Annotated in this window: 20 protein-coding genes; 10 read left to right on the forward strand and 10 right to left on the reverse strand. The window is 70.8% G+C overall.

The genetic code is table 11. The features are described 5' to 3' along the window. Nucleotides 1-46 precede the first annotated feature (46 nt). Nucleotides 47-1,063: a cell division protein ZapE gene (gene zapE / locus ASG05_RS01435; protein ID WP_056256476.1), complete on the reverse strand. Its 1,017-nt coding sequence runs from the start codon at nucleotides 1,061-1,063 to the stop codon at nucleotides 47-49. 175 nt (nucleotides 1,064-1,238) lie between these two features. Here zapE and ASG05_RS01440 point away from each other — a divergent pair, with 175 nt between their 5' ends. The 3 genes from ASG05_RS01440 to ASG05_RS01450 are packed head-to-tail and all read left to right on the forward strand — an operon-like array spanning nucleotide 1,239 to nucleotide 3,345. Further along, nucleotides 1,239-2,138: a sulfurtransferase gene (locus ASG05_RS01440; protein WP_056256479.1), complete on the forward strand. Its 900-nt coding sequence runs from the start codon at nucleotides 1,239-1,241 to the stop codon at nucleotides 2,136-2,138. Beyond that, nucleotides 2,135-2,593 (forward strand): SufE family protein, encoded by a 459-nt coding sequence (locus ASG05_RS01445; RefSeq protein ID WP_082486207.1) that lies wholly within the window; start codon nucleotides 2,135-2,137, stop codon nucleotides 2,591-2,593. The genes ASG05_RS01440 and ASG05_RS01445 overlap by 4 nt, the downstream gene beginning before the upstream one ends. After that, on the forward strand, nucleotides 2,590-3,345 hold the full coding sequence (locus ASG05_RS01450; protein WP_056256482.1) for a dihydrofolate reductase family protein: 756 nt from the start codon (nucleotides 2,590-2,592) through the stop codon (nucleotides 3,343-3,345). The genes ASG05_RS01445 and ASG05_RS01450 overlap by 4 nt, the downstream gene beginning before the upstream one ends. On the opposite strand, the gene ASG05_RS01455 is transcribed toward ASG05_RS01450, so the two are convergent. Continuing rightward, entirely contained in the window at nucleotides 3,303-4,520 is a 1,218-nt protein-coding gene (locus ASG05_RS01455; RefSeq protein WP_235491352.1) for a S9 family peptidase, read from the reverse strand. The genes ASG05_RS01450 and ASG05_RS01455 overlap by 43 nt on opposite strands. Before the next feature lie 110 nt (nucleotides 4,521-4,630). Between ASG05_RS01455 and ASG05_RS01460 the strand changes: the two genes are divergently transcribed. The 4 genes from ASG05_RS01460 to ASG05_RS01475 all read left to right on the forward strand — a co-directional run bounded on the left by ASG05_RS01460 (nucleotide 4,631) and on the right by ASG05_RS01475 (nucleotide 9,994). Further along, complete coding sequence (locus ASG05_RS01460) at nucleotides 4,631-5,227, forward strand: DUF3000 domain-containing protein (protein ID WP_056256485.1); 597 nt, start codon at nucleotides 4,631-4,633, stop codon at nucleotides 5,225-5,227. A 129-nt stretch (nucleotides 5,228-5,356) separates the two neighbouring features. Further along, nucleotides 5,357-6,595: an HRDC domain-containing protein gene (locus ASG05_RS01465; protein WP_056256488.1), complete on the forward strand. Its 1,239-nt coding sequence runs from the start codon at nucleotides 5,357-5,359 to the stop codon at nucleotides 6,593-6,595. Between the two features lie 73 nt (nucleotides 6,596-6,668). After that, nucleotides 6,669-7,874, forward strand: a complete 1,206-nt coding sequence (locus tag ASG05_RS01470; RefSeq protein WP_056256490.1) for a thiolase family protein — start codon at nucleotides 6,669-6,671, stop codon at nucleotides 7,872-7,874. Beyond that, nucleotides 7,871-9,994, forward strand: a complete 2,124-nt coding sequence (locus ASG05_RS01475) for a 3-hydroxyacyl-CoA dehydrogenase NAD-binding domain-containing protein (RefSeq protein ID WP_056256493.1) — start codon at nucleotides 7,871-7,873, stop codon at nucleotides 9,992-9,994. The genes ASG05_RS01470 and ASG05_RS01475 overlap by 4 nt, the downstream gene beginning before the upstream one ends. Nucleotides 9,995-10,176: 182 nt before the next feature. Here ASG05_RS01475 and dxs read toward each other — a convergent pair whose 3' ends face one another. From dxs to dut, 5 genes are all read right to left on the reverse strand, one after another. Beyond that, entirely contained in the window at nucleotides 10,177-12,123 is a 1,947-nt protein-coding gene (dxs, locus tag ASG05_RS01480) for a 1-deoxy-D-xylulose-5-phosphate synthase (protein WP_056256496.1), read from the reverse strand. Between the two features lie 127 nt (nucleotides 12,124-12,250). Then, nucleotides 12,251-15,067 (reverse strand): aconitate hydratase AcnA, encoded by a 2,817-nt coding sequence (gene acnA / locus ASG05_RS01485; protein ID WP_056256498.1) that lies wholly within the window; start codon nucleotides 15,065-15,067, stop codon nucleotides 12,251-12,253. A gap of 151 nt (nucleotides 15,068-15,218) precedes the next feature. After that, on the reverse strand, nucleotides 15,219-15,971 hold the full coding sequence (locus ASG05_RS01490; protein ID WP_235491353.1) for a DUF3159 domain-containing protein: 753 nt from the start codon (nucleotides 15,969-15,971) through the stop codon (nucleotides 15,219-15,221). 12 nt (nucleotides 15,972-15,983) lie between these two features. Next, a complete protein-coding gene (locus ASG05_RS01495; protein WP_056258223.1) occupies nucleotides 15,984-16,616 on the reverse strand; it encodes a DUF3710 domain-containing protein in 633 nt (210 codons plus the stop codon). Nucleotides 16,617-16,699: 83 nt separating this feature from the next. Next, nucleotides 16,700-17,161: a dUTP diphosphatase gene (dut, locus tag ASG05_RS01500; protein WP_056256504.1), complete on the reverse strand. Its 462-nt coding sequence runs from the start codon at nucleotides 17,159-17,161 to the stop codon at nucleotides 16,700-16,702. A gap of 39 nt (nucleotides 17,162-17,200) precedes the next feature. Here dut and ASG05_RS01505 point away from each other — a divergent pair, with 39 nt between their 5' ends. Then, on the forward strand, nucleotides 17,201-17,656 hold the full coding sequence (locus ASG05_RS01505) for a DUF3093 domain-containing protein (RefSeq protein ID WP_056258226.1): 456 nt from the start codon (nucleotides 17,201-17,203) through the stop codon (nucleotides 17,654-17,656). Here the strand turns inward: ASG05_RS01505 and ASG05_RS01510 are convergent. After that, nucleotides 17,631-17,924 carry a DUF4193 domain-containing protein gene (locus tag ASG05_RS01510; protein WP_043592858.1) on the reverse strand — a complete coding sequence of 98 codons (294 nt, stop codon included), beginning with the start codon at nucleotides 17,922-17,924 and terminating at the stop codon, nucleotides 17,631-17,633. The two genes, ASG05_RS01505 and ASG05_RS01510, sit on opposite strands and share 26 nt — an antisense overlap. A gap of 198 nt (nucleotides 17,925-18,122) precedes the next feature. Here ASG05_RS01510 and sepH point away from each other — a divergent pair, with 198 nt between their 5' ends. Continuing rightward, nucleotides 18,123-19,265 carry a septation protein SepH gene (gene sepH, locus ASG05_RS01515; RefSeq protein ID WP_056256506.1) on the forward strand — a complete coding sequence of 381 codons (1,143 nt, stop codon included), beginning with the start codon at nucleotides 18,123-18,125 and terminating at the stop codon, nucleotides 19,263-19,265. 24 nt (nucleotides 19,266-19,289) lie between these two features. On the opposite strand, the gene ASG05_RS01520 is transcribed toward sepH, so the two are convergent. Beyond that, on the reverse strand, nucleotides 19,290-20,420 hold the full coding sequence (locus ASG05_RS01520) for an alkaline phosphatase family protein (RefSeq protein WP_056256509.1): 1,131 nt from the start codon (nucleotides 20,418-20,420) through the stop codon (nucleotides 19,290-19,292). Nucleotides 20,421-20,481: 61 nt separating this feature from the next. Between ASG05_RS01520 and ASG05_RS01525 the strand changes: the two genes are divergently transcribed. Then, nucleotides 20,482-22,995, forward strand: a complete 2,514-nt coding sequence (locus ASG05_RS01525) for a DNA topoisomerase (ATP-hydrolyzing) subunit A (RefSeq protein ID WP_056256511.1) — start codon at nucleotides 20,482-20,484, stop codon at nucleotides 22,993-22,995. Between the two features lie 88 nt (nucleotides 22,996-23,083). Here the strand turns inward: ASG05_RS01525 and ASG05_RS01530 are convergent, their stop codons facing one another. Next, on the reverse strand, nucleotides 23,084-25,198 hold the full coding sequence (locus ASG05_RS01530) for a type IIA DNA topoisomerase subunit B (RefSeq protein WP_056256513.1): 2,115 nt from the start codon (nucleotides 25,196-25,198) through the stop codon (nucleotides 23,084-23,086). Nucleotides 25,199-25,295 lie beyond the last annotated feature (97 nt).

Raw genomic sequence — 25,295 nt, forward strand, 5'->3', positions numbered from 1 at the left:
GGTAAACAACGTGTTACCAGATCACCGGCATCGGGCGTGACGACGGTCAGAGCGAGGTGAGCGCCACGAGGCGCGAGACGGCGCGCAGGTACTTCTTGCGGTAGCCGCCGGAGAGCATCTCGTCGGAGAAGACCTGGTCGAGGGGCGTGCCCGACGCGACGACCCTGATCTGCGCGTCGTAGAGACGGTCGACGAAGGCCACGAGGCGCAGCGCGTCGACCTGGCTGGTGAGGACGTGCACGTCGCGGAGGCCGACGGCGTCGAGGTCGTCGACGAGCTTGACGTACTTGCTGGGGTGGACGGTCGCGAGGTGACGGACGACGCCGTCGAAGTCGTCGAGCGACACCGTGCCGCCGAGGGAAGCCGCCGCGGCGTCGACGTCGTCGACCACGTGTGCCCTGGCCTCGACCTCGCGTCGCCGGTAGTCGTTCCCGTCGATGCGCAGGGTGAGGAACTTGTCGCTCAACCCCTGGATCTCGCGCAGGAAGTCCGCCGCGGCGAATCGACCCTCGCCGAGTGCGTTGGGCGGGGTGTTCGAGGTGGCCGCGATGCGCGTGCCGTCGTCGGCCAGGTCGCCGAGCAACCGCGTCATCATCATCGTGTCGCCCGGGTCGTCGAGCTCGAACTCGTCGATGCAGACCAGGGACGCACCCTTCAGCTGCGCGGCCGCACCGGCGTAGCCGACGGCACCGACGAGCGCCGTGTACTCAATGAACGTGCCGAAGTACCGGCGCCCCGTCGTGCGGTTCCAGAGGGCGGCCAGCAGGTGGGTCTTGCCCACGCCGAAGCCGCCGTCCAGGTAGAGCCCCGGGCGGACGGCCGGCACGGCCTGCTTCTTGCGGAACAGGCCCCTCTTCGGTGCCTCGGCACCCGCGCCTCCGAAGGTCGTCACGGCGGCGACCGCCTCGGCCTGCGAGGCGAACTCGGGGTCGGGTCGGTAGTTCTCGAGCGAGGCGTCGGCGAACTGCCGAGGAGGCACGAGCTGCGTCACGATCTCGGCCCCGGTGATCGTCGGGGTGCGGTCGGTCAACGAGACGAGCGTGCTGACGGATTCGGGGGGCATGGCGGCGGCCTCGCGGTGGTGGGGGCGGGGATGTGTCAGAGTCGTACGGTTCCCGGGCGACGGTCACGCGGCATGCGTAACCTCGACGGGGCCGACCAGAGGCGATCCTACGCCGCCGGGCACGACCGGTCGCCCGCCGCCGGCTCCATCCCGACACCTTGAACGAGGAGACACCATGGCCGTCGAGCACGACACGTCCGCCCGCTTCGGCGAGTACGCCCACCCCGAGCGACTCGTGAGCACCGAGTGGCTGCAGCAGCACCTCGGCACGCCCGGGCTCGTCGTCGTCGAGTCCGACGAGGACGTCCTGCTCTACGAGACCGGCCACATCGCCGGCGCCGTGAAGATCGACTGGCACCTCGACCTGAACGACCCCGTCCAGCGCGACTACGTCGACGGCGAGGGCTTCGCCGCCCTCATGGCCCGCAGCGGCATCTCGCGCGACAGCACCGTCGTGATCTACGGCGACAAGAACAACTGGTGGGCCGCCTACGCCCTCTGGGTGTTCTCGCTCTTCGGCCACGAGGACGTCCGCCTGCTCGACGGCGGCCGCGCCAAATGGGAGGCCGAGGGGCGCGACTACACGACCGACGCCCCGGCGGTCGAGCCGACGGACTACCCCGTCGTCGAGCGCGACGACAGTGTCATCCGGGCCTACAAGGACGACGTGCTGGCCCACCTCGGCAAGCCCCTGATCGACGTGCGGTCGCCCGAGGAGTTCTCGGGTCAGCGCACGACGGCTCCGGCCTACCCCGACGAGGGAGCCCTGCGCGCCGGCCACATCCCCAGCGCGCAGAACGTGCCGTGGGGCAAGGCCGCGGCCGACGACGGCACCTTCCGTCCGCTCGCCGAGCTCGACGCGATCTACCGCGACGGCGCGGGCCTCGCCGACGGCGACCAGGTCGTCGCCTACTGCCGCATCGGTGAGCGGTCGAGCCACACCTGGTTCGTCCTGACGCACCTCATGGGCTTCGAGGACGTCCGCAACTACGACGGCTCGTGGACCGAGTGGGGCAGCGCCGTGCGCGTCCCGATCGTCCAGGGCACCGAGCCGGGCGAGGTGCCGGCCCGGTGACCGAGGTGGCCGCCTCCCCCGGCGCACTGCCCGAGGCGCTCGTCGAGATCCGCGAGGAGTTCCTCGCGCTCGACGTCCGCAACCGCCTGCAGCTGCTGCTCGAGTTCTCGAACGAGCTGCCCGAGTTGCCCGAGCGCTACGCCGACCACCCCGACCTGCTCGAGCGGGTGGTCGAGTGCCAGTCCCCCGTGTTCCTCTTCGTCGAGGTCGCCGAGGGCCGTGTCCACCTGCACGCCACGGCTCCGCGCGAGGCGCCGACGACGCGGGGGTTCGCGTCCATCCTCGCCCAGGGGCTCGACGGGCTCACGGTCGAGCAGGTGCTCGACGACGTCCCCGACGACTACCCGCAGACCATCGGCCTGACCGAGGCGGTCAGCCCGTTGCGCATCCGCGGCATGACCGCCCTGCTGGGTCGGGCCAAGCGCCAGATCCGCGAGCGGACCGCCGCCGCGTGACGCTTCGGGTGCTGCACGCGCTCGAGCGGCCGACCGACGTCGGGCTCGAGCTCGACATCGACGACGCCGAGGCGCCGGCCCGGATCCGCGAGCTGTACGACCCGCCTCGCGAGACCTGGCTGCGCCTGAACCTCATCGCCGCGGTCAGCGGTGACGCCGCGGGCTCGGACGGCACCTCGGAGACCCTGAGCAACGCCACCGACCGCACCATCCTGGCGGCCATCCGCTCGCTCGCCGACGGCGTCCTCGTGGGCGCGGCGAGCGTGCGAGCCGAGGGCTACCGCGTGCCGAAGTCGTCCCGGTTGGTCGTCGTCACGTCGTCCGGCGACCTCTCGGGCCACCGCATGGACCCGACCGAGGCCGAGCGCGTCGTCGTGGTCTGTCCGGCCTCCGCCCGGGCGCGGGTCCGCGAGACCCTGGGCGAGGCGATCTGGGCGGCCGCGGCCGTGCTGACCGCACCGGACGACGACGGTCGGCTGGAGCCCGCCGCGATCTTGCGGTGCCTCCGCGACCAGCGCCTCCGTTCGCTCGTCTGCGAGGGCGGGCCGTCGCTCGCCGGGCAGTTCTTGCGCGACGGGCTCGTCGACGAGTTGTGCCTGTCGACCTCGCCGCTCGTGATCGGCAGCGGCCTGCCCGTGTTCGGACGCGAACGCTTCGACCCGGCGTCGCTCGTGCTCGGCCAGCTGCTCGTCGACGAGCAGAGCACGCTCTACGCGCGGTGGTCCGTCGAGGGCGGCCCGGCGAGCCGCTGACGGTCCAGCCACCCCGATATCGTCGCGTCGAACCGTTCGGGGTCGAGGTTCCAGAGCTTGGTGTGCCGGGCGACCTCGAACACCTCGAGCGTCACGAGGTCGGGTCGCGCCTCGGCCAGCGCGTGCGACGCGGTGGACGGCACGAAGCCGTCGTCGTCGCTGTGCAGCACGAGCACCGGCACCTCGAGGTCACCGGAGCGCGCCACCAGGTCGAGCCGGTCGAAGTCGATCGGTTCGGCGCTGCCCGCCAGCCGGCAGGCCAGCGGCGACCCCAGGAGGCGCAGCACGACGCCCTGGACGACCGGCGGCACGCGCATGGCCGCGCCCTGGTAGGCGAGGGTCGTCCGCCAGTCCACCACCGGTGATTCGAGCACCAGGCCCGCGACGACCCCGCGGAGGGCCGAGCGCGTCGCCGCCTGCAGCACGAGGGCACCGCCCATCGACCAGCCCATCAGCACGACCGACGTCGCGCCGTGGTCGAGGGCGTACCGGAGGGCCGACTCGACGTCTCGCCACTCGGAGTCGCCGAGCGCGTACCGGCCGTCCGGCGACCGGGGTGCCTCGCCGTCGTTGCGGTACGACACGAGCAGCGAGGTGACGCCGCGTCGGTGGAAGACCGGCACCGCGCGGATGGTCTCGGCCCGGGTCACCCCGCGGCCGTGGACGCCGATCATCCAGGGGCCGCCGGTGCCGGACCCGACCGGGACGAGCCACGCCGGGGCCGGGCCGACCTCGGTGGCGATCGTCACCTCGTGGGCGTCGAGGCCGGCGTCCTGCGGCGTCGGGAACAGCCAGCCCCCGATGCGGCCGTGACGGGCCCGCTCGAGCTCGCCGCCCTCGACGGCCTCGACCCGCCGCACGACGTGCCGGCTGTCGTCTCGGACGACCTCGCCGAGGCGGGCGTGCCCACGGCCGCGGTCGAACCAGAAGCTGTACCGGCCGGGGAGGCGCGTGTCGGGCGTCGAGGACAGCGTCACCGTCCCGGCCGCGGCGTCGTGGCCCTCGACCCGGACGTCGTCGCGTCGCCGTCGGGCCGGGGTCACGATCTTGCGCGCGATGGCCACGACCCCCGACACCAGGGCAGCGGACGACAGGAACACGGTGCCGCCGACGGCGATCGAGACGATCGCGAGCGAGCCGAGGCCCCGTCGACCGGTGGGGGCGGGGCGGATCACGGGCAGCTCCTCGGGCGACGGCAGGTGGCTTCGGGGTGACCTGTGGATCTGCTGAGCCGGGCGCGGCGTGCCGCGGGGGTCGCCCTCGGGTTCGACCCTAGTCTTCGAGGGTGTCCGAGATCCCCCCGACGCCGACCCGGCCGCCCGCGTTCGCCGCGGCCGTCGAGTCCGTCCACCGCGCCTCCGCACGGGACGCCCTCGCCGTGACCGAGATCCCCGCGCCGAACGGCCTCGCGCCGCACGCCCTGGCCCTCGCCGGCGACGTCGTGGGTGCCGCCGGCCGCCCCGACCCCGACCTGGGCACGGGACGCTTCGTCCTGCTCTACGACGAGGACGAACCCGAGGCCTGGGGCGGCCCGTTCCGCGTGGTCAGCTTCGCGCAGGCCCCCCTCGAGACCGAGCTCGCCCTCGACCCGTTCGTGGCGGACGTGGCGTGGTCGTGGTTGGTCGACAGCCTCGACGCCCGGGGTGCCTCGTACGACCAGGCCTCCGGCACCGCCACGAAGATCCTCTCGACCGGATACGGTGAGCTGGCCAGCCACGGCGACGGGGCCCAGCTCGAGCTCCGGGCCTCGTGGAGTCCCACGACCACCGACCTGGCCCCGCACATCGAGGCCTGGAGCGAGTTGATCTGCACGCTCGCCGGGTTGCCCCCGACGGTCGAGGGCGTGACGCTCCTCGCCTCGCGGCGGGTCGGGCGGGACTGACCCACCGGATCAGGACGGCGCGACCGGACCAGAACAGCGCCCCCGGACAGGAACAGCGGAGACATGACCACAGCGACACCAGACGAGGCAACACCCGTCGGCGACGGCTCCGGCGGCGCGGAGCCCCGGGTGACCGTCCGACCCCGGGTCGAGACGGCGGACTCGGTCCACGGAGAGGTCGCCGTCATCGACGACCGCGAGGGGTACCTCGCGGCGGTCGAGGCGATCCGGGCCGGCACCGGCCCCGTGTCGATCGACGCTGAGCGTGCCTCCGGCTACCGCTACTCGCAACGCGCCTACCTGATCCAGGTCTTCCGTCGGGGGGCCGGGGTGTTCTTGCTCGATCCCCCCGCCATCGGCTCGTTCGCCGAGCTGCAGGACGTCATCGGCGACGAAGAGTGGGTCCTCCACGCCGCCAGCCAAGACCTGGCCTGCCTGCGAGAGGTGGGCCTGGACCCGAGTCGCATCTTCGACACCGAGCTCGGTGCCCGCATCGCGGGGCTGCCGAAGGTCGGGCTCGGGGCCGTCGTCGAGCACCTTCTCGGCGTCCACCTCGCCAAGGAGCACAGCGCGGCCGACTGGTCCACGCGTCCGCTCCCCCAGAGCTGGCTGGTCTACGCCGCGCTCGACGTCGAGTTGCTCGTCGACCTGCGGGACGCCATGGAGGCGGTGCTCGCGGACGCGGGCAAGCTCGAGATCGCGCGTCAGGAGTTCGAGGCGACGCTGCGCCGCGAGGCCAAGCCCGCCCGCGTCGACCCGTGGCGTCGCCTGACCGGGCTGCACAGCCTGCGCGGATCGCGCTCGCTGGCCGTCGCCCGCGAGCTCTGGCAGGCCCGCGACGACTACGCCCGAGAGATCGACACGGCCCCCGGGCGGCTCGTGCCCGACTCGTCGCTCGTCGCGGCGACCCGGGCCATGCCGACCGACAAGCGTGCCCTGGCCGGCATCAAGGAGTTCGTCGGCCGCGCCAGCCGCAGCGAACTCGACCGGTGGTTCGCCGCCATCGAACGCGGTCGAGCCACGACCGACCTGCCGTCGCACCGTGGCCCGGCCAGCGACACCTTGCCCCCACCCCGCTCGTGGGCCGACAAGAACCCGCTCGCCGACGCCCGGTACAAGGCCGTGCGACCGCGGGTGACCGAGATCGCCGAGGGTCTCGACCTCCCCGTCGAGAACCTGCTCACGCCCGAGACGCTCCGCCGCCTCGCCTGGGACCCGCCGATCCCCTTCGACGCACCGACGATCTCGGCGGCGATGGTCGAGCTCGGGGCACGCCCCTGGCAGGTCGACGCCGTGGCCGAGGCCGTCGCCGAGGCCTTTGTCGACGCCCACCAAGAGCCCGAGCCGACGGGCGACGGCCCTTCGTAGGATTGCTCGAACGATTCTCGGGCCCCCGGCCTCGTCCCTAAGATCAGGAGCGAATCCTGACACTGGAGGCACTGTGGCCGAGAGCAACGATGTCGTGTTCGTCGACGGGGTACGCACCCCGTTCGGTCGGGCCGGCGACAAAGGAATGTACTGGCAGACCCGGGCCGACGACCTGGTCGTGAAGGCGATGAAGGGCCTTCTCGAGCGCAATCCGTCGCTCCCGCCCGAACGCATCGACGACGTCGCCATCGCGGCCACGACGCAGCAGGGCGACCAGGGGCTCACCCTCGGTCGCACGACGGCACTCCTGGCCGGCCTGCCCCGGTCCGTGCCCGGGTACGCGATCGACCGCATGTGCGCCGGTGCCATGACCAGCGTGACCACCGTCGCCGGAGGCATCGCCTTCGGCGCCTACGACGTGGCCCTCGCCGGTGGCGTCGAGCACATGGGGCGCCACCCGATGGGCTTCGCCGCCGACCCGAACCCGCGGTTCGTCGCCGAGAAGCTCGTCAGTGGCGAGGCCCTCAACATGGGCAACACCGCCGAGCGCATCCACGACCGGTTCCCCCAGCTGACCAAAGAACGCTCCGACCGGTACGCGATGCGGTCCCAGCAGAAGCTGGCCGCCGCCTACGAGGCCGGCCAGATCCAGCCCGACCTCGTCCCGGTCGCGATCAAGACCGACCAGGGCTGGGGGCTCGCGACCCGCGACGAGGCTCCTCGCCCCGAGACCACCATGGAGGGGCTGGCCGCCCTCCGGACGCCGTTCAGGCCGCACGGTCGCGTCACGGCGGGCAACTCGTCCGGGCTGAACGACGGGGCGACGGTCAGCCTGATGGCGTCCGGGGCAGCCGCGAAAGAGCTGGGGCTCACCCCCAAGATGCGCCTCGTCAGCTTCGCCTTCGCCGGCGTCGAGCCCGAGATCATGGGCATCGGCCCCGTCCCGTCCACCGAGAAGGCCTTGCGCAAGGCCGGGCTCTCGATCGACGACATCGGGCTCTTCGAACTCAACGAGGCGTTCGCCGTCCAGGTGCTGTCGCTGCTCGACCACTTCGGCATCGACGACGACGACCCCCGCGTGAACCCCTGGGGCGGCGCCATCGCCGTGGGGCACCCCCTCGCCTCGTCGGGCGTCCGGCTGATGATCCAGCTGGCCCGCCAGTTCGAGCAGCACCCCGAGGTGCGTTACGGCCTCACGGCCATGTGCGTCGGCCTCGGTCAGGGCGGCAGCGTCATCTGGGAGAACCCCCACCACTCGCGAAAGGCGGCTCGCGCATGAGCACGGCGACCGAACAACTGACCGAGCTGTCGGCCGACGAGGTCGTCACGCACTCCTACGTCCGAGACGTCCCGCTGCCCTCGGGGGGCGTCCTCGCCCTAGTCACCCTCGACAACGGTCGCGACCACACCCGACCGAGCACCCTGGGGCCGGCGACGCTGCACGAGTTCGGCGCGACCCTCGACGCGGTCCGCACCCGCGCCTCCTCGGGTGCGATCGCGGCGATCGCCGTGACGGGCAAGCCGTACTTCCTGGCAGCGGGTGCCGACCTGAGCAAGGTCAGCGCCATCCCCAGTCGAGACGTCGCCCGCGAGCTGGCCCGGCTCGGCCACGCCGTGCTCGGCAAGCTGCACGACGCCGCCGTGCCCACCTTCGTGTTCGTCAACGGGCTCGCCCTCGGTGGCGGCGTCGAGATCGGCCTGCACGCCGACTACCGGACGGTCGACTCGTCCGCCGCGGCGATCGCGTTGCCCGAGGTCTTCCTCGGCATCATCCCGGGCTGGGGTGGGGCCTGGCTGCTGCCGAACCTCATCGGCATCGAGAACGCGCTCAAGGTCGTCATCGAGAACCCGCTGAAGAACAACCGCACCCTCAAGCCCGCCCAGGCCCTCGAGCTCGGCATCGTCGACGTGATGTTCGGCCCGGCCGCGTTCCTCGAGGACAGCATCCGCTGGGCGGACGACGTGCTGACGGGACGCGTCGTGGTCAAACGGCCGAACGTGCCCGGCAAGCTCGAGCGCGCGGTGAAGTGGGACGTCGCCGTGTCGGTGGCACGCAAGTCTCTGGAGTCGAAGATCGGCACCGTGGCGAAGTCCCCGTACGCCGCCCTCGACCTGCTCAAGGCGGCCAAGAACACCGACCGGGCGACCGGTTTCGCGGCCGAGGACGAAGCCCTGGCCGACCTCGTGGCCGGTGACCAGTTCCACGCCAGCATGTACGCCTTCGACCTGGTGCAGAAGCGGGCGAAGAAGCCCGCGGGGGCGCCCTCCCCCGACCTCGCCCGCACGGTCGGCAAGGTCGGCATCGTCGGGGCAGGTCTCATGGCGAGCCAGTTCGCCTTGCTCTTCGTCCGCCGCCTCCGCGTGCCCGTCGTCATCACCGACCTCGACCAGGACCGGGTCGACACGGCCCTCGGCCGCATCCGCGGGGAGATCGACGATCTGCAGGGCAAGGGACGCATCTCGCGAGACGAGTCGAACCGGCTCAAGGCGCTGATCACGGGCACGACCGACCTTTCGGACTTCGCCGACGCCGACTGGGTGATCGAGGCCGTGTTCGAAGAACTCGGCGTCAAACAAGAGGTCTTCGCGAACGTCGAGGCCGTCGTCTCCGACACCACGGTGCTGGCGACGAACACGTCGTCGCTCAGCGTCGAGCAGATCGGGGCGCGGCTCGCCCACCCCGAGCGACTCGTGGGGTTCCACTTCTTCAACCCCGTCGCCGTCATGCCGTTGATCGAGGTCGTCAAGACGCCCGCGACCGACGACGAGACGCTCAGCACGGCCATGGTCACGGCCAAGGCCCTGCGGAAGAACGCCGTCATCACGGCCGACACCCCCGGGTTCGTCGTCAACCGCATCCTGGCCAAACTGCTCGGCGAGGCCATGCACGCGGTCGAGACGGGGACGCCCTTCGAGGTGGTCGATCGTGCCACCGCACCGTTCGGCCTGCCCATGACCCCCTTCGAACTGCTCGAACTCGTCGGGCTCACGGTCGGGGCGCACGTTCTCGACACCCACCACGCGGCCTTCCCCGACCGGTTCTTCGCGAGTGACGGGCTGCATCGTCTGGCCGAGCACGGCACGATCTTCGAGCGTGACTCGAAGGGGCGCCGCAAGGGGTTCGACAAGAAGGCCGTCGCTCTGGCCGCGGGCCCCGGTACGGCCCTCACCGACGACGAGCTGCGGGTCCGCATCGAGGACGGGCTCGCCGACGAGGTCGGACGCATGCTCGACGACCACGTGGTGGCGGCGGCCGAAGACATCGACCTCTGCCTGATCCTCGGGGCGGGGTATCCCTTCCAGATGGGCGGGGTGACGCCGTACCTCGACCGGGTCGGCGCCTCGCGGCGCGTGCGTGGACGCGATTTCCACGAGCCCGCGATCCGCGGCGTCGAGTAAGACCCGGCGCGGCCCAGCCCCGCGACGACGAACGCCCCGTCTCAGGTCGAGATGGGGCGTTCGTCGTGCCGGGGCGGGGAATCCGCCTCGTTCGCGTCCGTCGCGCCGACGGTCCGTGCGGCCGAGCGTCAGCCGTGCCGACGGTCCGTGCGGCCGAGGGCGAGGCTCAGCCGTGCCGACGGTCAGTCGTGTCGCGCGTCTTCGTTGCGTGACGCGGGCGCGCCCTCGTCGAGCGGACGGGCGACCGGGATGCGGCTGCCGAGCACCTGGGCGACGACGTCCCGCGCGATGTGCTGGGGGGTGAGGCCGGCCTCCTCGAGGATCTCGGCGCGCGAGCCGTGCTCGAGGAACTCGTCCGGCAGTCCCAGCTCGGTCACGGCGGTGTCGACCCCGGCGCCGCGGAGGTCTTGCCGCACCCGCGTCCCGATGCCACCGACGCGCACGCCGTCCTCGATGGTGATCACGAGCCGGTGCGTGGCGGCCAGCTCGATGATGCTCTTGGGCACGGGGACGACCCAGCGCGGGTCCACGACCGTCGCGCCGATGCCCTGGGCCTCCAGTCGCTCGGCCACCTCGAGCCCGATGCCGGCCATGGGGCCGACGCAGACGATCAGCACGTCGTCGTGACCGGCCCGACGAAGGACCTCGACGCCGTCCGCAAGGCGCTCCACGGCCTCGTGCTCGACGCCGACCGCACCCTTCGAGAACCGGATGACCGTGGGGGCGTCGTCGACCGAGACGGCCTCGCGCAGTTCTTCGCGGAGCCTCGTGGCGTCACGCGGGGCCGCGAGGCGGATGTGCGGCACGATCTGCAGCAGGGCGAGGTCCCACATGCCGTGGTGGCTCGGGCCGTCGGGCCCCGTGACGCCCGCGCGGTCCAGGACGAACGTGACGCCGGCCCGGTGCAGTGCGACGTCCATCAGGACCTGGTCGAACGCCCTGTTCACGAACGTCGCGTACAGCGCGACCACGGGGTGCAGACCACCGAAGGCCAGGCCCGCGGCACTCGTCACGGCGTGCTGCTCGGCGATGCCGACGTCGAAGACCCGGTGGGGGAAGCGCTCGGCGAGCTTGTGCAGGCCCACCGGTCGGAGCATGGCCGCGGTGATGCCCACGACCTTCTCGTCGTGCTCGGCGATGTCGACGATCTCGTCGGCGAAGACCGACGTCCACGACGGCGACGTGGCGGCCTCGAGTGGCTCGCCCGTCTCGGGGTCGATCTGCCCGACCGCGTGGAACTGGTCGGCGACGTCGGCCCGCGCCGGGTCGAACCCGCGGCCCTTCTCGGTGATCGCGTGGACGATGACCGGGGCGCCGTAGTTCTTCGCCTGGAGCAGCGCTTCTTCCATCGCGACCTGGTCGTGCCCGTCGACCGGGCCGATGTACTTGATGTCGAGGTTCGAGTAGAGCGCCTCGTTGTTCGTGAAGCGGCTCAGGAAGCCGTGGAGTCCCCCTCGGACGCCGCGGTAGACGGCCCGACCGGGGTGCCCGAGTCGGTCGAACACGGCCCGGCTGCCGACGTGGAGCTCTCGGTAGGCCTGGCGGGTGCGGACGGTGTTCAAGAACCGCGCCATGCCACCGATGGTGGGTGCGTACGACCGACCGTTGTCGTTGACGACGATCGTGAGGCGACGGTCGTTGTCGTCGCTGATGTTGTTCAGCGCCTCCCACGTCATGCCGCCGGTCAGGGCACCGTCGCCGACCACGGCGACGACGTGCCGGTCGTCGCGACCGGTGAGTTGGAAGGCCCTCGAGATGCCGTCGGCCCACGAGAGCGAACTCGAGGCGTGCGAGCTCTCGACGATGTCGTGCTCGGACTCCGACCGCTGCGGGTACCCGGCGAGTCCGCCGCGGAGGCGCAGTCCCGAGAAGTCCTGACGACCGGTGAGCAGCTTGTGGACGTACGACTGGTGGCCGGTGTCGAAGACGAACGCGTCGTGCGGCGAGTGGAACACGCGGTGCATGGCCAAGGTCAGCTCGACGACGCCCAGGTTCGGCCCCAGGTGCCCCCCGGTCTTCGACACCTCTGTCACGAGGAACCGACGGATCTCGGCGGCCAGTTCGACCATCTGGTCGTTCGTCAGGCGGTCGAGGTCACGAGGCCCCGTGATCGTCTGCAACAGGCTCATGCTGGTCTTCCTCCTCCGCCCTCTCGGGCATCCGTCCACTCTAGGCACGCGCCCGGCGAGAACGCCGTACGACCCCCGGACGACGCGCGTGCTCGTCCGGGGGTCTCGGGTCGGTGCGTACCGGCGATCAGACCAGGCTGCGCAGGACATACTGCAAGATGCCACCGTTGCGGTAGTAGTCCGCCTCTCCCGGGGTGTCGATCCGCACGACGGCGTCGAACTCGACCGGTTGCTTGCCCTCGGGCGAGTGGGCCGTCGGGGTCGCCGTGACGTGGACCGTCTTCGGGGTGGTGCCGTCGTTCAACTGCTCGAGACCGACGATGTCGATCTGCTCGGTGCCGTCGAGCCCGAGGGTCTCCCAGCTCTCGCCCTGGGGGAACTGCAGCGGGACGACGCCCATGCCGATGAGGTTCGAGCGGTGGATGCGCTCGAAGCTCTCGGTGATGACCGCCTTGACGCCCAGCAGGCTGGTGCCCTTGGCGGCCCAGTCACGGGACGAACCCGACCCGTACTCCTTGCCGCCCAGGATGACCAGGGGCGTGCCCTGCTCCTGGTACCGGGCACTGGCGTCGTAGATGAACGACTGCGGGGCCTCGGGCTGCGTGAAGTCGCGGGTGTAGCCGCCCTCGACGCCGTCCAACAGCTGGTTCTTGAGCCGGATGTTGGCGAAGGTGCCGCGGATCATGACCTCGTGGTTGCCTCGGCGCGAGCCGTACGAGTTGAAGTCCTTGCGGTCGACGCCGTGCTCGTCGAGGTAGTGGCCCGCGGGGCTGTCGACCTTGATCGAACCGGCCGGGCTGATGTGGTCGGTCGTGACCGAGTCGCCGAGCTTGGCCAGGACGCGTGCACCGTGGATGTCGGTCACCGGCGTCGTCTCGATCGTCATGCCCTCGAAGTACGGGGGCTTGCGCACGTAGGTCGACTCGGAGTCCCACTCGAACGTCGCACCGGTCGGGGTCGGCAGCGACCGCCAGCGTTCGTCACCGTCGAACACGCCCGCGTACTCGTGGGTGAACATGTCGGTGTCGATCGACGAGTCGATCGTCTGCTGCACCTCGGCCGCGTCGGGCCAGATGTCACGGAGGTAGACGTCCGTGCCGTCGTCCGAGGTGCCGAGGGCGTCGTTCTCGAAGTCGAAGTTCATCGAGCCGGCCAGGGCGTAGGCGATGACCAGGGGCGGGCTGGCGAGGTAGTTCATCTTCACGTCGGGGTTGATGCGACCCTCGAAGTTGCGGTTGCCCGACAGGACGGCCGTGACGGCCAGGTCGTTGTCCTGGACTGCCGTCGAGATCTCGTCGAGCAGCGGCCCCGAGTTGCCGATGCAGGTCGTGCAGCCGTAACCGACGGTGTAGAAGCCGAGGTCTTCGAGGTAGGCGGTCAGACCGGCCTTCTCGTAGTAGTCGGTGACGACCTTCGAGCCGGGTGCCAGGGTCGTCTTGACCCAGGGCTTGGCCTTTAGGCCCTTCTTGCTGGCGTTGCGGGCGAGCAGGCCCGCGGCGAGCATGACGGACGGGTTCGACGTGTTGGTGCACGACGTGATGGCCGCGATGGCGACGGCGCCGTGGTCGAGCGTGAAGGTCGAGCCGTCCCCGAGCGCGACGGACGTCGGCTTGGAGACCTTGGCCGGGGCGTGGGACGTGTGCGAGATCGAGTGCGGCTGGGTGTCGTCGTCGTCCTCGGCCGTGAAGCCTATGGGGTCGGAAGCCGGGAAGGTGCCCTCGACGGCGGCGTCGACGTGGGAGTGGTCGGTGCTCGCGTAGTTCTCGAGGTCGACCTCGAACTGCGACTTGGCCTCGGTCAGCTCGATGCGGTCCTGCGGACGCTTCGGACCCGCGATCGACGGGACGACCGTGGCGAGGTCGAGCTCGAGGTACTCGCTGAAGACGGGCTCGGTCGACGGGTCGTGCCACAGCCCCTGCAGCTTGGCGTACTGCTCGACGAGGTCGATCTGCTCGTCCGACCGGCCGGTGAGGCGCAGGTAGTCGAGGGTGACGTCGTCGATCGGGAAGATCGCCGCCGTCGAGCCGAACTCGGGGCTCATGTTGCCGATGGTGGCGCGGTTGGCCAGGGGCACCTCGGCCACGCCCTCGCCGTAGAACTCGACGAACTTGCCGACGACGCCGTGGCGACGGAGCTGCTGGGTGATGGTGAGCACGACGTCGGTGGCCGTCACCCCGGTGGGGATCGAGCCCGAGAGCTTGAAGCCGACGACCTTGGGGATCAGCATCGACACCGGCTGACCGAGCATGGCGGCCTCGGCCTCGATGCCGCCGACGCCCCATCCGAGCACGCCGAGGCCGTTGACCATCGTCGTGTGCGAGTCGGTGCCGACGAGGGTGTCGGGGTACGCCTGGAGCACGCCGCCGACCTCACGGCTGTAGGTGACGCGGGCCAGGTACTCGATGTTGACCTGGTGCACGATGCCGGTGCCCGGCGGGACGACCTTGAAGTCGTCGAAGGCGGTCTGGCCCCAGCGGAGGAACTGGTACCGCTCGCCGTTGCGCTCGTACTCGATCTCGACGTTGCGCTCGAGGGCGTCCTCGGAGCCGAACAGGTCGGCGATGACCGAGTGGTCGATGACGAGCTCGGCGGGCGCCAACGGATTGATCTTCGTGGGGTCGCCGCCGAGCTCGGCGACGGCCTCGCGCATGGTCGCCAGGTCGACGATGCAGGGCACGCCGGTGAAGTCCTGCATGACCACGCGGGCCGGCGTGAACTGGATCTCGGTGTCGGGATCGGCGGTCGGCTGCCACGAGCCGAGCGCCCTGATCTGGTCGCCCGTGACGTTCGCACCGTCTTCGGTGCGGAGCAGGTTCTCGAGCAGGACCTTGAGGCTGAACGGAAGCTTCGAAGAACCCTCGACCGCGTCGATGCGGTAGACCTCGTAGTCGGTGGACCCGACCGTGAGGGTGTTCTTCGAGCCGAAACTGTTGATTGCAGACACGTGCCGTCTCCCTTGCTGACTACGCCCTCATCTTGGCCGGTGGGCGCGACGCCCACCAGCGAGGTCAGCCTAAGTCCGCGGGGTGTCCCCGGGGCCGATCCCAGCGATTTGTCTCGATGTCGAGACAAAACATAGCACCAGGAGGCGCGGGTCAGCTCGTCCGGCCCCGCGCGTCGTCCGCCGCGTCGCGTCCGCGGTAGACCGTCCGGACGAGCAACCACGTGACCCAGAGCAGGCCGGCGTACAGCGGCACGCCCATGACGAGCTTGAGGGTCCCGAGGAGGGCGACGTCCCCGGCGAGGAAGAGCGGCACCTGGACGGCCAGGCGCGCGGCGAAGAGCCCGACCCAGAGCCACGTGGCCAGCACGAGGACGCGACGCTTGGCGCGGTCCGCCCGCCACCCCGTCCCGTCGTTCGTGAGCAGCCCGACGACGACGCCGATGAGCGGCCAGCGCACCGCGATGCTCACGAGCAACGCCAGGAGCGATGCGGCGTTGACGACCAGGCCCGGGACGAAGTTGTTCTCGGCCCGGCCGGAGAGGAGCGCGATGCCGGCCGAGAGGGCGATGCCGAAGACCCCGGCCAGGGCCTGCGCGACGGGGCCGTGCTGCACCGCCCGCGCCACGACGAACGCCACGGCGAGCACCAACGGGATGAGAACCGACGGCACGACGTCGCGGGTGATCGTGTAGACGACCACGAACCCGAGGCCCGGGACGATCGATTCGACGAGGCCCCGGACGCCACCTATGGCGGTCAGCAACGCCGCGGCCGTCGGCACCTCGCCCGGCGCGACCTGACCGATGCCGGCCCGCCGCGCCGCGGCCTGGAGCTGCGCCGCGAGAGAGACCCTCGGGTCGTCGAGCGGGGCCGGATCGGACGGATCGGGCCGCTCGGGCGTCACGGACACCTCGGGTCAGACCACCGAGGGCGTGGTGCCCGGGGCGTCGGTCGGACCGGTCTTGGGCATGGCCAGCGGGATGAGCTCGCGGGGAGGCATGGGGGTCGTGCCACGCACGACGACGATGCTGCGGAAGAGTTCTTCGATCTTCTCGGCGGCGTCGCCGTCGTCGGCCGCGTCGCCCGCGATGACGCCTCGCAGGAACCACCGCGGGCCGTCGACGCCGATGAAGCGAGCCCGCCGGGTCGTGCCGGGGTCACCGCCCATCACCGGGATCTCGGCACGGACCTCCGGGCCGAAGGGCCCCTCGACCTCAGTGGTCGTCCCGCCCTGCTTCTCGATCTGCTCGCTGATCTGACCCCGGATCTCGTTCCAGAGACCGGTGGTCCGCGGTGCGGCGAACGGCTGCACCTGGAGGGTCGACTTGGCGAAGTCGAGGCCCACGGCGACGACGCGCTTGCTGCCCTCTTCCACCTCGAGACGGAGGTGGAGGCCCTCGCGGGGCAGGATCTTCACCCCGCCGAGGTCGACGTACGGCCGGACCGGGTTGGCCTCGGTCTCGTCGAGCGGGCCGACCTCGGCGCGGTCACCGGGTGCCGACTTCGAGTCGTCGAAGACCTCGACCTCGGTCTCGTCGAACGATTCGATGTCGACCTCGACGTCGGCGACGTCGGCCGACTCGACGTCGATCGCGACCTCGGCCACTTCTTGCTCGCGGCGCTTGGACTTCCTCACGCGGTGCCTCCTGGGTTGTGTGCGTATCCGGTCGAGCCGTGCCCGTCGACCCCGCGCACGCTCTCGGGGAGCGTCGGGACGGGGACGAAGGTCGCACGGACGACGGGCATGATGACGAGCTGGGCGATCTTGTCGCCGACGGCGACGTGGTGCGCCGCCTCGAGATCGGTGTTGAGCAACGAGACCTTGATCTCGCCGCGGTACCCGGAGTCGACGGTGCCCGGGGAGTTCACGACGGTGATGCCGTGCTTGGCCGCGAGGCCGCTGCGCGGCACGACGAACGCGGCGAAGCCCTCGGGCAGCGCGATCGACACCCCCGTGCCGACGAGTGCCCGTCGCCCGGGGAGGAGCACGAGGTCGTCGGTCGACAGCAGGTCGGCTCCGGCGTCACCGGGATGGGCGTACTCGGGCACCGAGGTCGCCTCGGCGGCGATGAGGACGTCGAGGGTCTGGGTCACGTGTCGAGGGTAGTGCAGAAGTCTGGTCGAATGGACCCCATGAACCCCTACCGTGAGCGCCTGCTCCCGCCGCTCTCCGTCTTCGTGGCGTGCGCCCTGCTCGTCCCCGCCACCCTGCTGGTCTTCCTGCCCATCAACTCGACCGTGGGCGTCGTGATGGCCGTCGTGTTCTACGTGGGAGCCGTCGTCGCGCTCGTCCTCACCTCGCCGGTGCTGACGATCGACGACGAGGGGTTCACGGCCGGCAGGGCTCGGCTGTTCGCCCACGAGATCGGTGAGGCCCAGGGCTTCAGCGGTGCCGAGGCCACCAAAGAGAGAGGGCCCAGGCTCGACGCGCGAGCATGGACCCTGTTCCGGGGGTGGGTTCACCCGGTCGTCAAGATCTCGTTGACCGATCTCGACGACCCGGCGCCCTACTGGTTGGTGTCGACCCGTCGTCCCGACGAGGTCGTCCACCGGTTGGACGAGCTCAGGCGGCGCACTCCCGGCAGATAGCGCCCAGCTTGGTCTCGTGGTCGAGCTGCGAACGGTGCTTCACCAGGAAGCACTCGACACAGGTGAACTCGTCGACCTGAGGGGGGAGGACGACGACGTCGAGGTCGAGGTCCGAGAGGTCTTGCCCGGCGAGCTCGAACGAGCCCGGGTTGTCGGCGTCGTCGTCGACGACGCCGGTCATCTTGTCGGGGACCCTCTCTTTGAGCCCCTCGATCGACTCCGAGCCGTCGTCGTCGTTCTTGCGAGGTGCGTCGTAGTCGGTGGCCATGCCCATCCAGTTCTTCGGTCGTTCGTGTGCCCGATTCGGCGGGTGCAGTTTGCATCACTCGTTGTCGAATAGCAAACCGGTTCCCACGGCCTTTCGGCCGCCTCGGAAGAACTGACGGCACGCCCGTCGTATTCCCGCGAGAACGGGCCCCGGCATGCGACTCTTGGCACCGGATCACGACGGTGAAAGGCGTGGAAAATGCAGGATCTCAGGGTCATCGGCGTCCAGAGCGGAGCTCTGCTCGTCTCGACCGACGCCGGTGGCGAGTACCGCCTTCCCGTCACGCACACGCTCCACTCCCAGCTCCGGGCGGCCAGCCCCGCCGACGCCCCGGTCGAGCGCAAGGCGCCGCCGCGTGAGATCCAGGCCCTCGTCCGTGCCGGCAAGACGGCCCGCCAGGTCGCCGAGCTGACCGGCGCCGACGTCGACTACGTGCACCGGTTCGAGGGTCCCGTGCTCGCCGAGCGCGCCTTCGTCCTCGAGAGCGCCCACGCCGTCCCCGTCTCCGTGGCCGACGACGTGCCGGCGACGACCTTCGGGGCCGTCATCGACGAGCGACTGGACGGTGCCGAGACCACGCAGCGCGAGTGGACCGCCTACAAGGACGCCGAGCACGGGTGGGTGGTGCACGTGGCCTTCGTCACCCACGAGGTCGAGCGCGACGCGACCTGGCGGTTCGATCCCAAGAAGTCCGTGTTGGCGCCGCTCGGCGGGGACGCCCACCGTCTGTCCCGACACGACGTAGAAGCCGGTCCGCTCGTCCCCCGTCTCCGGGCCGTGGGCCGTGACTCCCGTCCGGACGACACGTCGGGGCGTTTCGACAGCGGGGCGTTCCTCGTCGAGCAAGACGCCGAGGTCGAGGTGCCTGCCGAGCCGGCGACCGACCGGCTGCGTCCCGGGGGCCGGAGCACCGCCTCCTTCGCGGCCGCCAACCGGACTCCCGACGACGCGAGCGGCCACGACCAGACCGCCGACCTGCTCGAGGCCCTGCGTCGCCGTCGCGGCGAACGCGAGGCGGCACGCTTCTCGGACGACGACGGGCGGGGCGACCACCCGGCGACGGGCTCGATCCGCGTGATCGACGTCCCCCTCGACGACTTCGACCTGCCCGAGGGGGCCACGAAGCCGACGCCCGTCCTGCCCGACCCGTCGGACCGAGGCGAGATCACGGTCGAGAGCGTGCCCGTCCAGCCCTCGGGCATCCGCGGCAGCCGCGGACGCGCAGCCCGCAGGGAGATGCCGAGTGCCGCCCAGCCGGCCAAGAAGGCCCGCGGTCGCACGTCCATGCCGAGCTGGGACGAGATCGTCTTCGGCGCGCGGTCCGACGACGATCCCGCCTGACCGCACGCCTCGCCGTTCCGGCGGCTAACGGCGGTACGCGCCGAACGCCCTCAGGGGCACCATCGTCTCGTCGTCGGACCACGAGCCGTGCTGCCCGATCATCGTGCCGGGTTCACCGCCCCGGTCACGGCCGTCGTAGTAGGCCACGCCGCGACGGGCGGCGACGAGGACGTCCCCGATGCGGGGTACGACCACGGGGTCGACCGGGCCGAACCAGCCGGCCTCCACCGCCTCGTCCCGGGTCAGCACCCACGCGCGATCACCTTCGGCCGACCGCCAGGCGTCGAGCAGCGCGCGTCGTCGATCGTCGCCGGCGTCCGGTTCGAGGTGCAGCTGCAGGCACCGGGGCTCTCCGGCCACGTGGCGGACCCCGTCCACCAGGGCGGGAGTCCCGCCGAACACGATGCGGCGCCGCTCCCCCACGTCGACCATGCCGTGGTCGGCCGTGACGATCACCCCGACGTCCGGCGGCAGCCCCGCCTCGAGCGACCGCACCTCGGAGTCGACGCCCTCGAGGGCGTCGATCCACTCATCGGACTCCCACCCGGCCCGGTGCGCGATCATGTCGAGCTCGGGGACGTACAGATAGATCAGGGAGGCGCGGCTCGACTCCACGAGCTCCGCCGCGGTCGCGAAGCGGTCACCGACGCTCTCGGCGACGTCGTACGTCGCTCCGCGGAGGATCGCCTCGGTCAGGCCGGAGGACCGGTAGCGCTTCGGGCCGACCGCGTGGGACTCGACGTCGGTCGCCGTCTCGAACAAGGTGGGGCGGCGCTGCCACTCGTCGGGGCGCATGCGGTCGTCCCAGCCGGAGAGCTGCTTGACGACGCGGTCGTTCTCGGCGTCGAGGACCGAGTAGCCGACGAGTCCGTGCTGCCCCGGCAGCGCCCCCGTCGTCAGGGTCGTGAGGGCCGCGGCGGTGGTCGTCGGCCAGCCGGACCACAGGCTGCCCTTCACCCCGGACAACGTGCGGGCGTGGCCGCGACGGGCACCGAGCGCTGCCTGCCCGAGGCCGTCGACGACGACGACGACGGCGGCCCGGGCCGGCGGCAGGCCGAGCACGTTGGCCTCACCGCGCAGCGAGGCGAGACAGGAGGGCACCACGTCGGCCAGGCTCGCGGCCCCTCGAGGGCGCGCCGGTACGATGGAGGACACCGGCCCCAGTCTGGCACAGCGACGACCGGGGGCCTCCGTCACCCCGATCCGTGAGAAGTGCATGACCACCACCGAGAACACGAACGACCCCGACCACGGCGAACGCATCGAAGACATCGACGTCTCGCTCGAGATGCAGGGGTCGTTCCTCGAATACGCGTACTCGGTCATCTACTCACGGGCCCTGCCGGACGCCCGCGACGGTCTCAAGCCGGTCCAGCGGCGCATCCTCTACCAGATGTCCGAGATGGGCCTCCGACCCGACCGCGGACACGTCAAGAGCGCGCGGGTCGTCGGCGAGGTGATGGGCAAGCTGCACCCCCACGGCGACACGGCGATCTACGACGCCATGGTCCGTCAGGCGCAGCCCTTCACGATGCGGGTCCCGTTGATCGACGGTCACGGCAACTTCGGCTCCCTGGACGACGGGCCGGCGGCGCCCCGGTACACCGAGGCGCGGCTCGCCGAGGCGTCGCTGGCCATGACCCAGGGACTCGGCGAGGACGTCGTCGACTTCGTCCCGAACTACGACAACCAGCTGATGCAGCCGGAGGTGCTGCCCGCCGCGTTCCCCAACCTGCTCGTCAACGGTGCCAGCGGCATCGCCGTGGGCATGGCCACGAACATGGCCCCGCACAACCTGGTCGAGGTCGTCGGCGCCGCTCGTCACCTCATCGACCACCCCGACGCGAGCCTCGACGACCTGATGGCCTTCGTGCCCGGCCCCGATCTGCCGACCGGAGGCACGATCGCCGGCCTCGCCGGGGTCCGTGACGCGTACGCCACGGGTCGTGGCAGCTTCAAGACCCGGGCGCGCGTCGCCGTCGAGAGCATCACGGCGCGCAAGAACGGTCTCGTCGTCACCGAGCTGCCCTACCTCGTCGGCCCCGAGAAGGTCATCGAGAAGATCAAGGACGGGGTGCAGGCGAAGAAGCTCACCGGCATCACGGACGTCACCGACCTGACGGACCACACGCACGGCCTGCGTCTCGTCATCGGCATCAAGACGGGCTTCAGCCCCGAGGCCGTGCTCGAGCAGCTCTACCGCTACACGCCGCTCGAGGACGGCTTCAGCATCAACAACGTCGCCCTCGTCGAGGGGCAGCCGCGGACGCTCGGGCTGAAGGAGATGCTCGAGGTCTACGTCGCGCACCGGCTCTCGGTGGTCACCCGTCGCAGCCGCTACCGGCTCGCGAAGAAAGAGGACCGCCTCCACCTCGTCGAGGGGTTGCTCGTCGCGATCGTCGACATCGACGAGGTCATCCAGGTCATCCGGACGAGCGACGACACCGCCGCCGCGCGAGCCCGTCTCCGCGAGGTCTTCGACCTCAGCGAGATCCAGGCCGAGTACATCCTCGACCTGCAGTTGCGGCGCCTGACGAAGTTCAGCCGGATCGAGCTCGAGGCGGAGCGCGACGAGCTGCTCGCGGCGATCGCCGACCTCCAGGCGCTGCTGGCCGACCCCGCCCGTCTGCGCGCCCTCGTCTCGAGCGAGCTCGGCGAGATCGCCGAGCAGTTCGGCACCCCGCGGCGCACGCTGCTGACCGAGGCCCGACCGAGCGTCGCCACGACGGGTCGTGGCAGCAAGGCCGCCCCCGTCCTCGAGATCGCCGACACCCCGACCAGGGTGTTCCTCTCCACCACCGGCCGCATCCTGCGCGTGGACCACCTCGACCCCGACTCGGCCGTGCCCACTCCCCCGGCGCGACGCACGAAGCACGACGCCGTCCTGTCGTCGATCGACACGACGGCCCGCACCGAGATCGGTGCGGTGACCAACCTCGGTCGCCTCGTCCGACTCACCCCGGTCGACCTTCCGTCCGTGCCGCCGACCTCGGTCCAGCTCGGCGCGGGGGTCCCCGTCCGTGACTACCTCGGTCTGGTCGACAAGAAGGAGCGCGTCCTCGGACTCGTCTCGCTGACCTCCGAGCGGACCATCGCCCTCGGCACGGCGCGAGGCGTCGTGAAGCGCGTGGCGACCGGCCAGTACCCGGCTCGACCCGATTTCCCCGTGATCTCGCTCAAGAAGGGCGACGAGGTCGTCGGAGTCGCCCAGGGCGTCGACGACGACGAACTGGTCTTCGTCTCGTCGGCCACGCAACTGCTGCGCTTCACCGCCTCGTCGGTGCGTCCGCAGGGGCCGGCCGGCGGAGGCGTCGCGGGCATCAACCTGTCGGACGACGCCACGGTCATCTTCTTCGGCGCCGTGCCCTCAGGCCGCGAGGCCGTCGTCGCGACCGTCTCCGGCAGCAGTGCCACGATCGCCGGCACCGACCCCGGGCGGGCCAAGCTGAGCGCGTTCGACGAGTACCCGGGCAAGGGCCGGGCGACCGGCGGCGTCAGGTCCCACGCGTTGTTGAGAGGCGAGGACGCGCTCTCCCTGGCCTGGGTCGGCCCCCGGCCCGCCCAGGCGGTCGGACCGGACGGCTCGGTGCGCACCCTGCCGACCGAACTCTCCCGTCGCGACGGGTCGGGCACTCCGCTGGATGCCGTCGTCGGGTCGATCGGGGCGTCCGTGGCGCACATCACCGACTCGGCGACGGGCCTCGAAGCCGGGGCCGAACCGGGCGAGTGACCTGTCCCGGGCCGGCCCGGTCACAGGGACGACGCCGCCCTTCGATGACGAGAAGCGGCGTCGTGCCCGGCATCGAGCAGAATCGCGCTCAGACGTCGATTCGGTCGCGGCTGAGGCCAGCTCCGTCGATGATGAACTCTTTGCGGGGAGCGACGTCGTTGCCCATCAGCAACTCGAAGACCCGAGCGGCGTTCTCGGCGTCGTCGACCTTCACGCGGCGGAGCATGCGGTTCTGGCGTTCCATCGTCGTCGTGCGGAGCTGCTCGGCATCCATCTCGCCGAGGCCCTTGTAGCGCTGGATGGGGTCCTGGAACTTCTTGTTGGTGCGCTTGAGGCCGGCGAGGACGCCGTGCAACTCTTTCTCGGAGTACGTGTAGAGCGTCTGGTTCGGCTTGCTGCCGGGGTGCATCAAGACGACGCGGTGAAGCGGAGGCACGGCGGCGAACACCCGCCCGGCCTCGATCATCGGGCGCATGTAGCGGAAGAACAGCGTGAGCAGCAGCGTCCGGATGTGCGCACCGTCGACGTCGGCGTCGCTCATGATGATGACCTTGCCGTAGCGGGCTGCGTCGAGGTCGAACGAACGCCCCGAGCCGGCACCCAGCACCTGGATGATGGAGGCGCACTCGAGGTTCGAGAGCATGTCGCTGACCGAGGCCTTCTGCACGTTCAGGATCTTGCCGCGGATGGGCAGGAGGGCCTGGAACTCGCTGTTGCGAGCGACCTTGGCCGTTCCGAGTGCCGAATCGCCCTCGACGATGAAGAGCTCGCTGTTCGCGACGTCGTTCGACCGGCAGTCGACGAGCTTGGCCGGCAGCGTGGAGTTCTCGAGGGCGTTCTTGCGACGCTGGGTCTCTTTGTGCGCGCGGGCGGCGATGCGGGACTTCATCTCGGCCACGACCTTGTCGAGGACGAGGCCGGTCTGGGCCTTGTCTTCTCGACGGGTCGATGCGAAGAGCTTGCCGAACTCGTCGGCGACCACGTTCGCCACGATCGCCCGGACAGCCGGCGTGCCCAGGATCTCTTTGGTCTGACCCTCGAACTGCGGCTCGGGCAATCGCACCGTGAGCACGGCCGTCAGGCCGGCGAGGACGTCGTCTTTCTCGATCTTGTCGTTGCCGACCTTGAGCCGACGTGCGTTCGCCTCGACCTGTTGGCGGACGAACTTGAGGAGACCGGCCTCGAACCCCGCCTGGTGCGATCCGCCCTTCGGCGTGGCGATGATGTTCACGTAGCTGCGGAAGACCGTCTCGTAGCCGCTGCCCCACCGCAGGGCGATGTCGACGTCGCACTCGCGTTCGAGCTCGGTGGCGACCATGGCGCCGCCCTCGGTGAGGACGGGCACCGTCTCGGTGTAGGTGCCGGACCCCGTCATGCGCCAGGTGTCGGTCACGGCGGTGTCGGGTGCGAGGAACTCGACGTACTCGCTGATGCCCCCGTCGAAGCGGAACGTGCTCTCGAGGGGGAAGCCGCCGTCGGTGAGCGACCCTGCTCGCTCGTCACGGAGGGTGAGCGTGAGCCCCGGGATGAGGAAGGCGGTCTGTCGAGCCCGCCCCGAGAGCTCGTCGGTCTGGAACGACGCACCGCGGGTGAAGATCTGCCGGTCGGCCCAGTACCGCACGCGCGTGCCCGTGACGCCCCGCTTGGTCTTGCCGACCTCGCGGAGCACGCTGCCCGACACGAACGGGGTGAACGGAGAGTCGGGCGTCGGTGCGTCGGCGTCGTCGAAGGTTCCGGGCTCACCGCGTCGGAACGACATGGCGTAGGTCTTGCCGCCCCGGTCGACCTCGACGTCGAGCCGCTCGGACAACGCGTTGACCACGGACGCCCCGACCCCGTGCAGGCCCCCGGACGACGTGTACGAGCCCCCGCCGAACTTGCCGCCCGCGTGGAGCTTGGTGAAGACGACCTCGACGCCGCTGAGCCCCGTCTTGGGTTCGATGTCGACCGGCACGCCACGACCGCTGTCTCGGACCTCGACGCTGTCGTCGTCGTGCAGGACGACGTCGATCGTGTCGCCGTGACCACCCAGGGCCTCGTCGACGGAGTTGTCGATGATCTCCCACAGGCAGTGCATCAGCCCGCGGGAGTCGGTCGACCCGATGTACATGCCGGGCCGTTTGCGCACGGCCTCGAGGCCCTCGAGCACCGAGAGGTGCCGGGCCGAGTAGTCGGAGGCGGGTGCGGACGAGGTGGGGGGCATGGTTCTCCAGGAGCCTTCGGCTCGTCGGCGGGAATGCGAGAAGGCGGTGGCCGCGTTACAGCCTACCGAGGGCCGCCGACAGGGCGGCTCCGACACT

The sequence above is a fragment of the Frigoribacterium sp. Leaf186 genome (assembly GCF_001423905.1).
In the GTDB taxonomy this organism is placed as follows: Bacteria; Actinomycetota; Actinomycetes; order Actinomycetales; family Microbacteriaceae; genus Frigoribacterium.

What these genes read in the sequence shown, in the direction of transcription:
- ASG05_RS01475 (WP_056256493.1), top strand. Translation starts at nt 7,871, where the DNA reads ATGAGCACGGCGACCGAACAACTGACCGAGCTGTCGGCCGACGAGGTC.
- ASG05_RS01440 (WP_056256479.1), top strand. Translation starts at nt 1,239, where the DNA reads ATGGCCGTCGAGCACGACACGTCCGCCCGCTTCGGCGAGTACGCCCAC.
- sepH (WP_056256506.1), top strand. Translation starts at nt 18,123, where the DNA reads ATGCAGGATCTCAGGGTCATCGGCGTCCAGAGCGGAGCTCTGCTCGTC.
- ASG05_RS01510 (WP_043592858.1), bottom strand. Translation starts at nt 17,924, where the DNA reads ATGGCCACCGACTACGACGCACCTCGCAAGAACGACGACGACGGCTCG.
- zapE (WP_056256476.1), bottom strand. Translation starts at nt 1,063, where the DNA reads ATGCCCCCCGAATCCGTCAGCACGCTCGTCTCGTTGACCGACCGCACC.
- dxs (WP_056256496.1), bottom strand. Translation starts at nt 12,123, where the DNA reads ATGAGCCTGTTGCAGACGATCACGGGGCCTCGTGACCTCGACCGCCTG.
- ASG05_RS01530 (WP_056256513.1), bottom strand. Translation starts at nt 25,198, where the DNA reads ATGCCCCCCACCTCGTCCGCACCCGCCTCCGACTACTCGGCCCGGCAC.
- ASG05_RS01505 (WP_056258226.1), top strand. Translation starts at nt 17,201, where the DNA reads ATGAACCCCTACCGTGAGCGCCTGCTCCCGCCGCTCTCCGTCTTCGTG.
- ASG05_RS01525 (WP_056256511.1), top strand. Translation starts at nt 20,482, where the DNA reads ATGACCACCACCGAGAACACGAACGACCCCGACCACGGCGAACGCATC.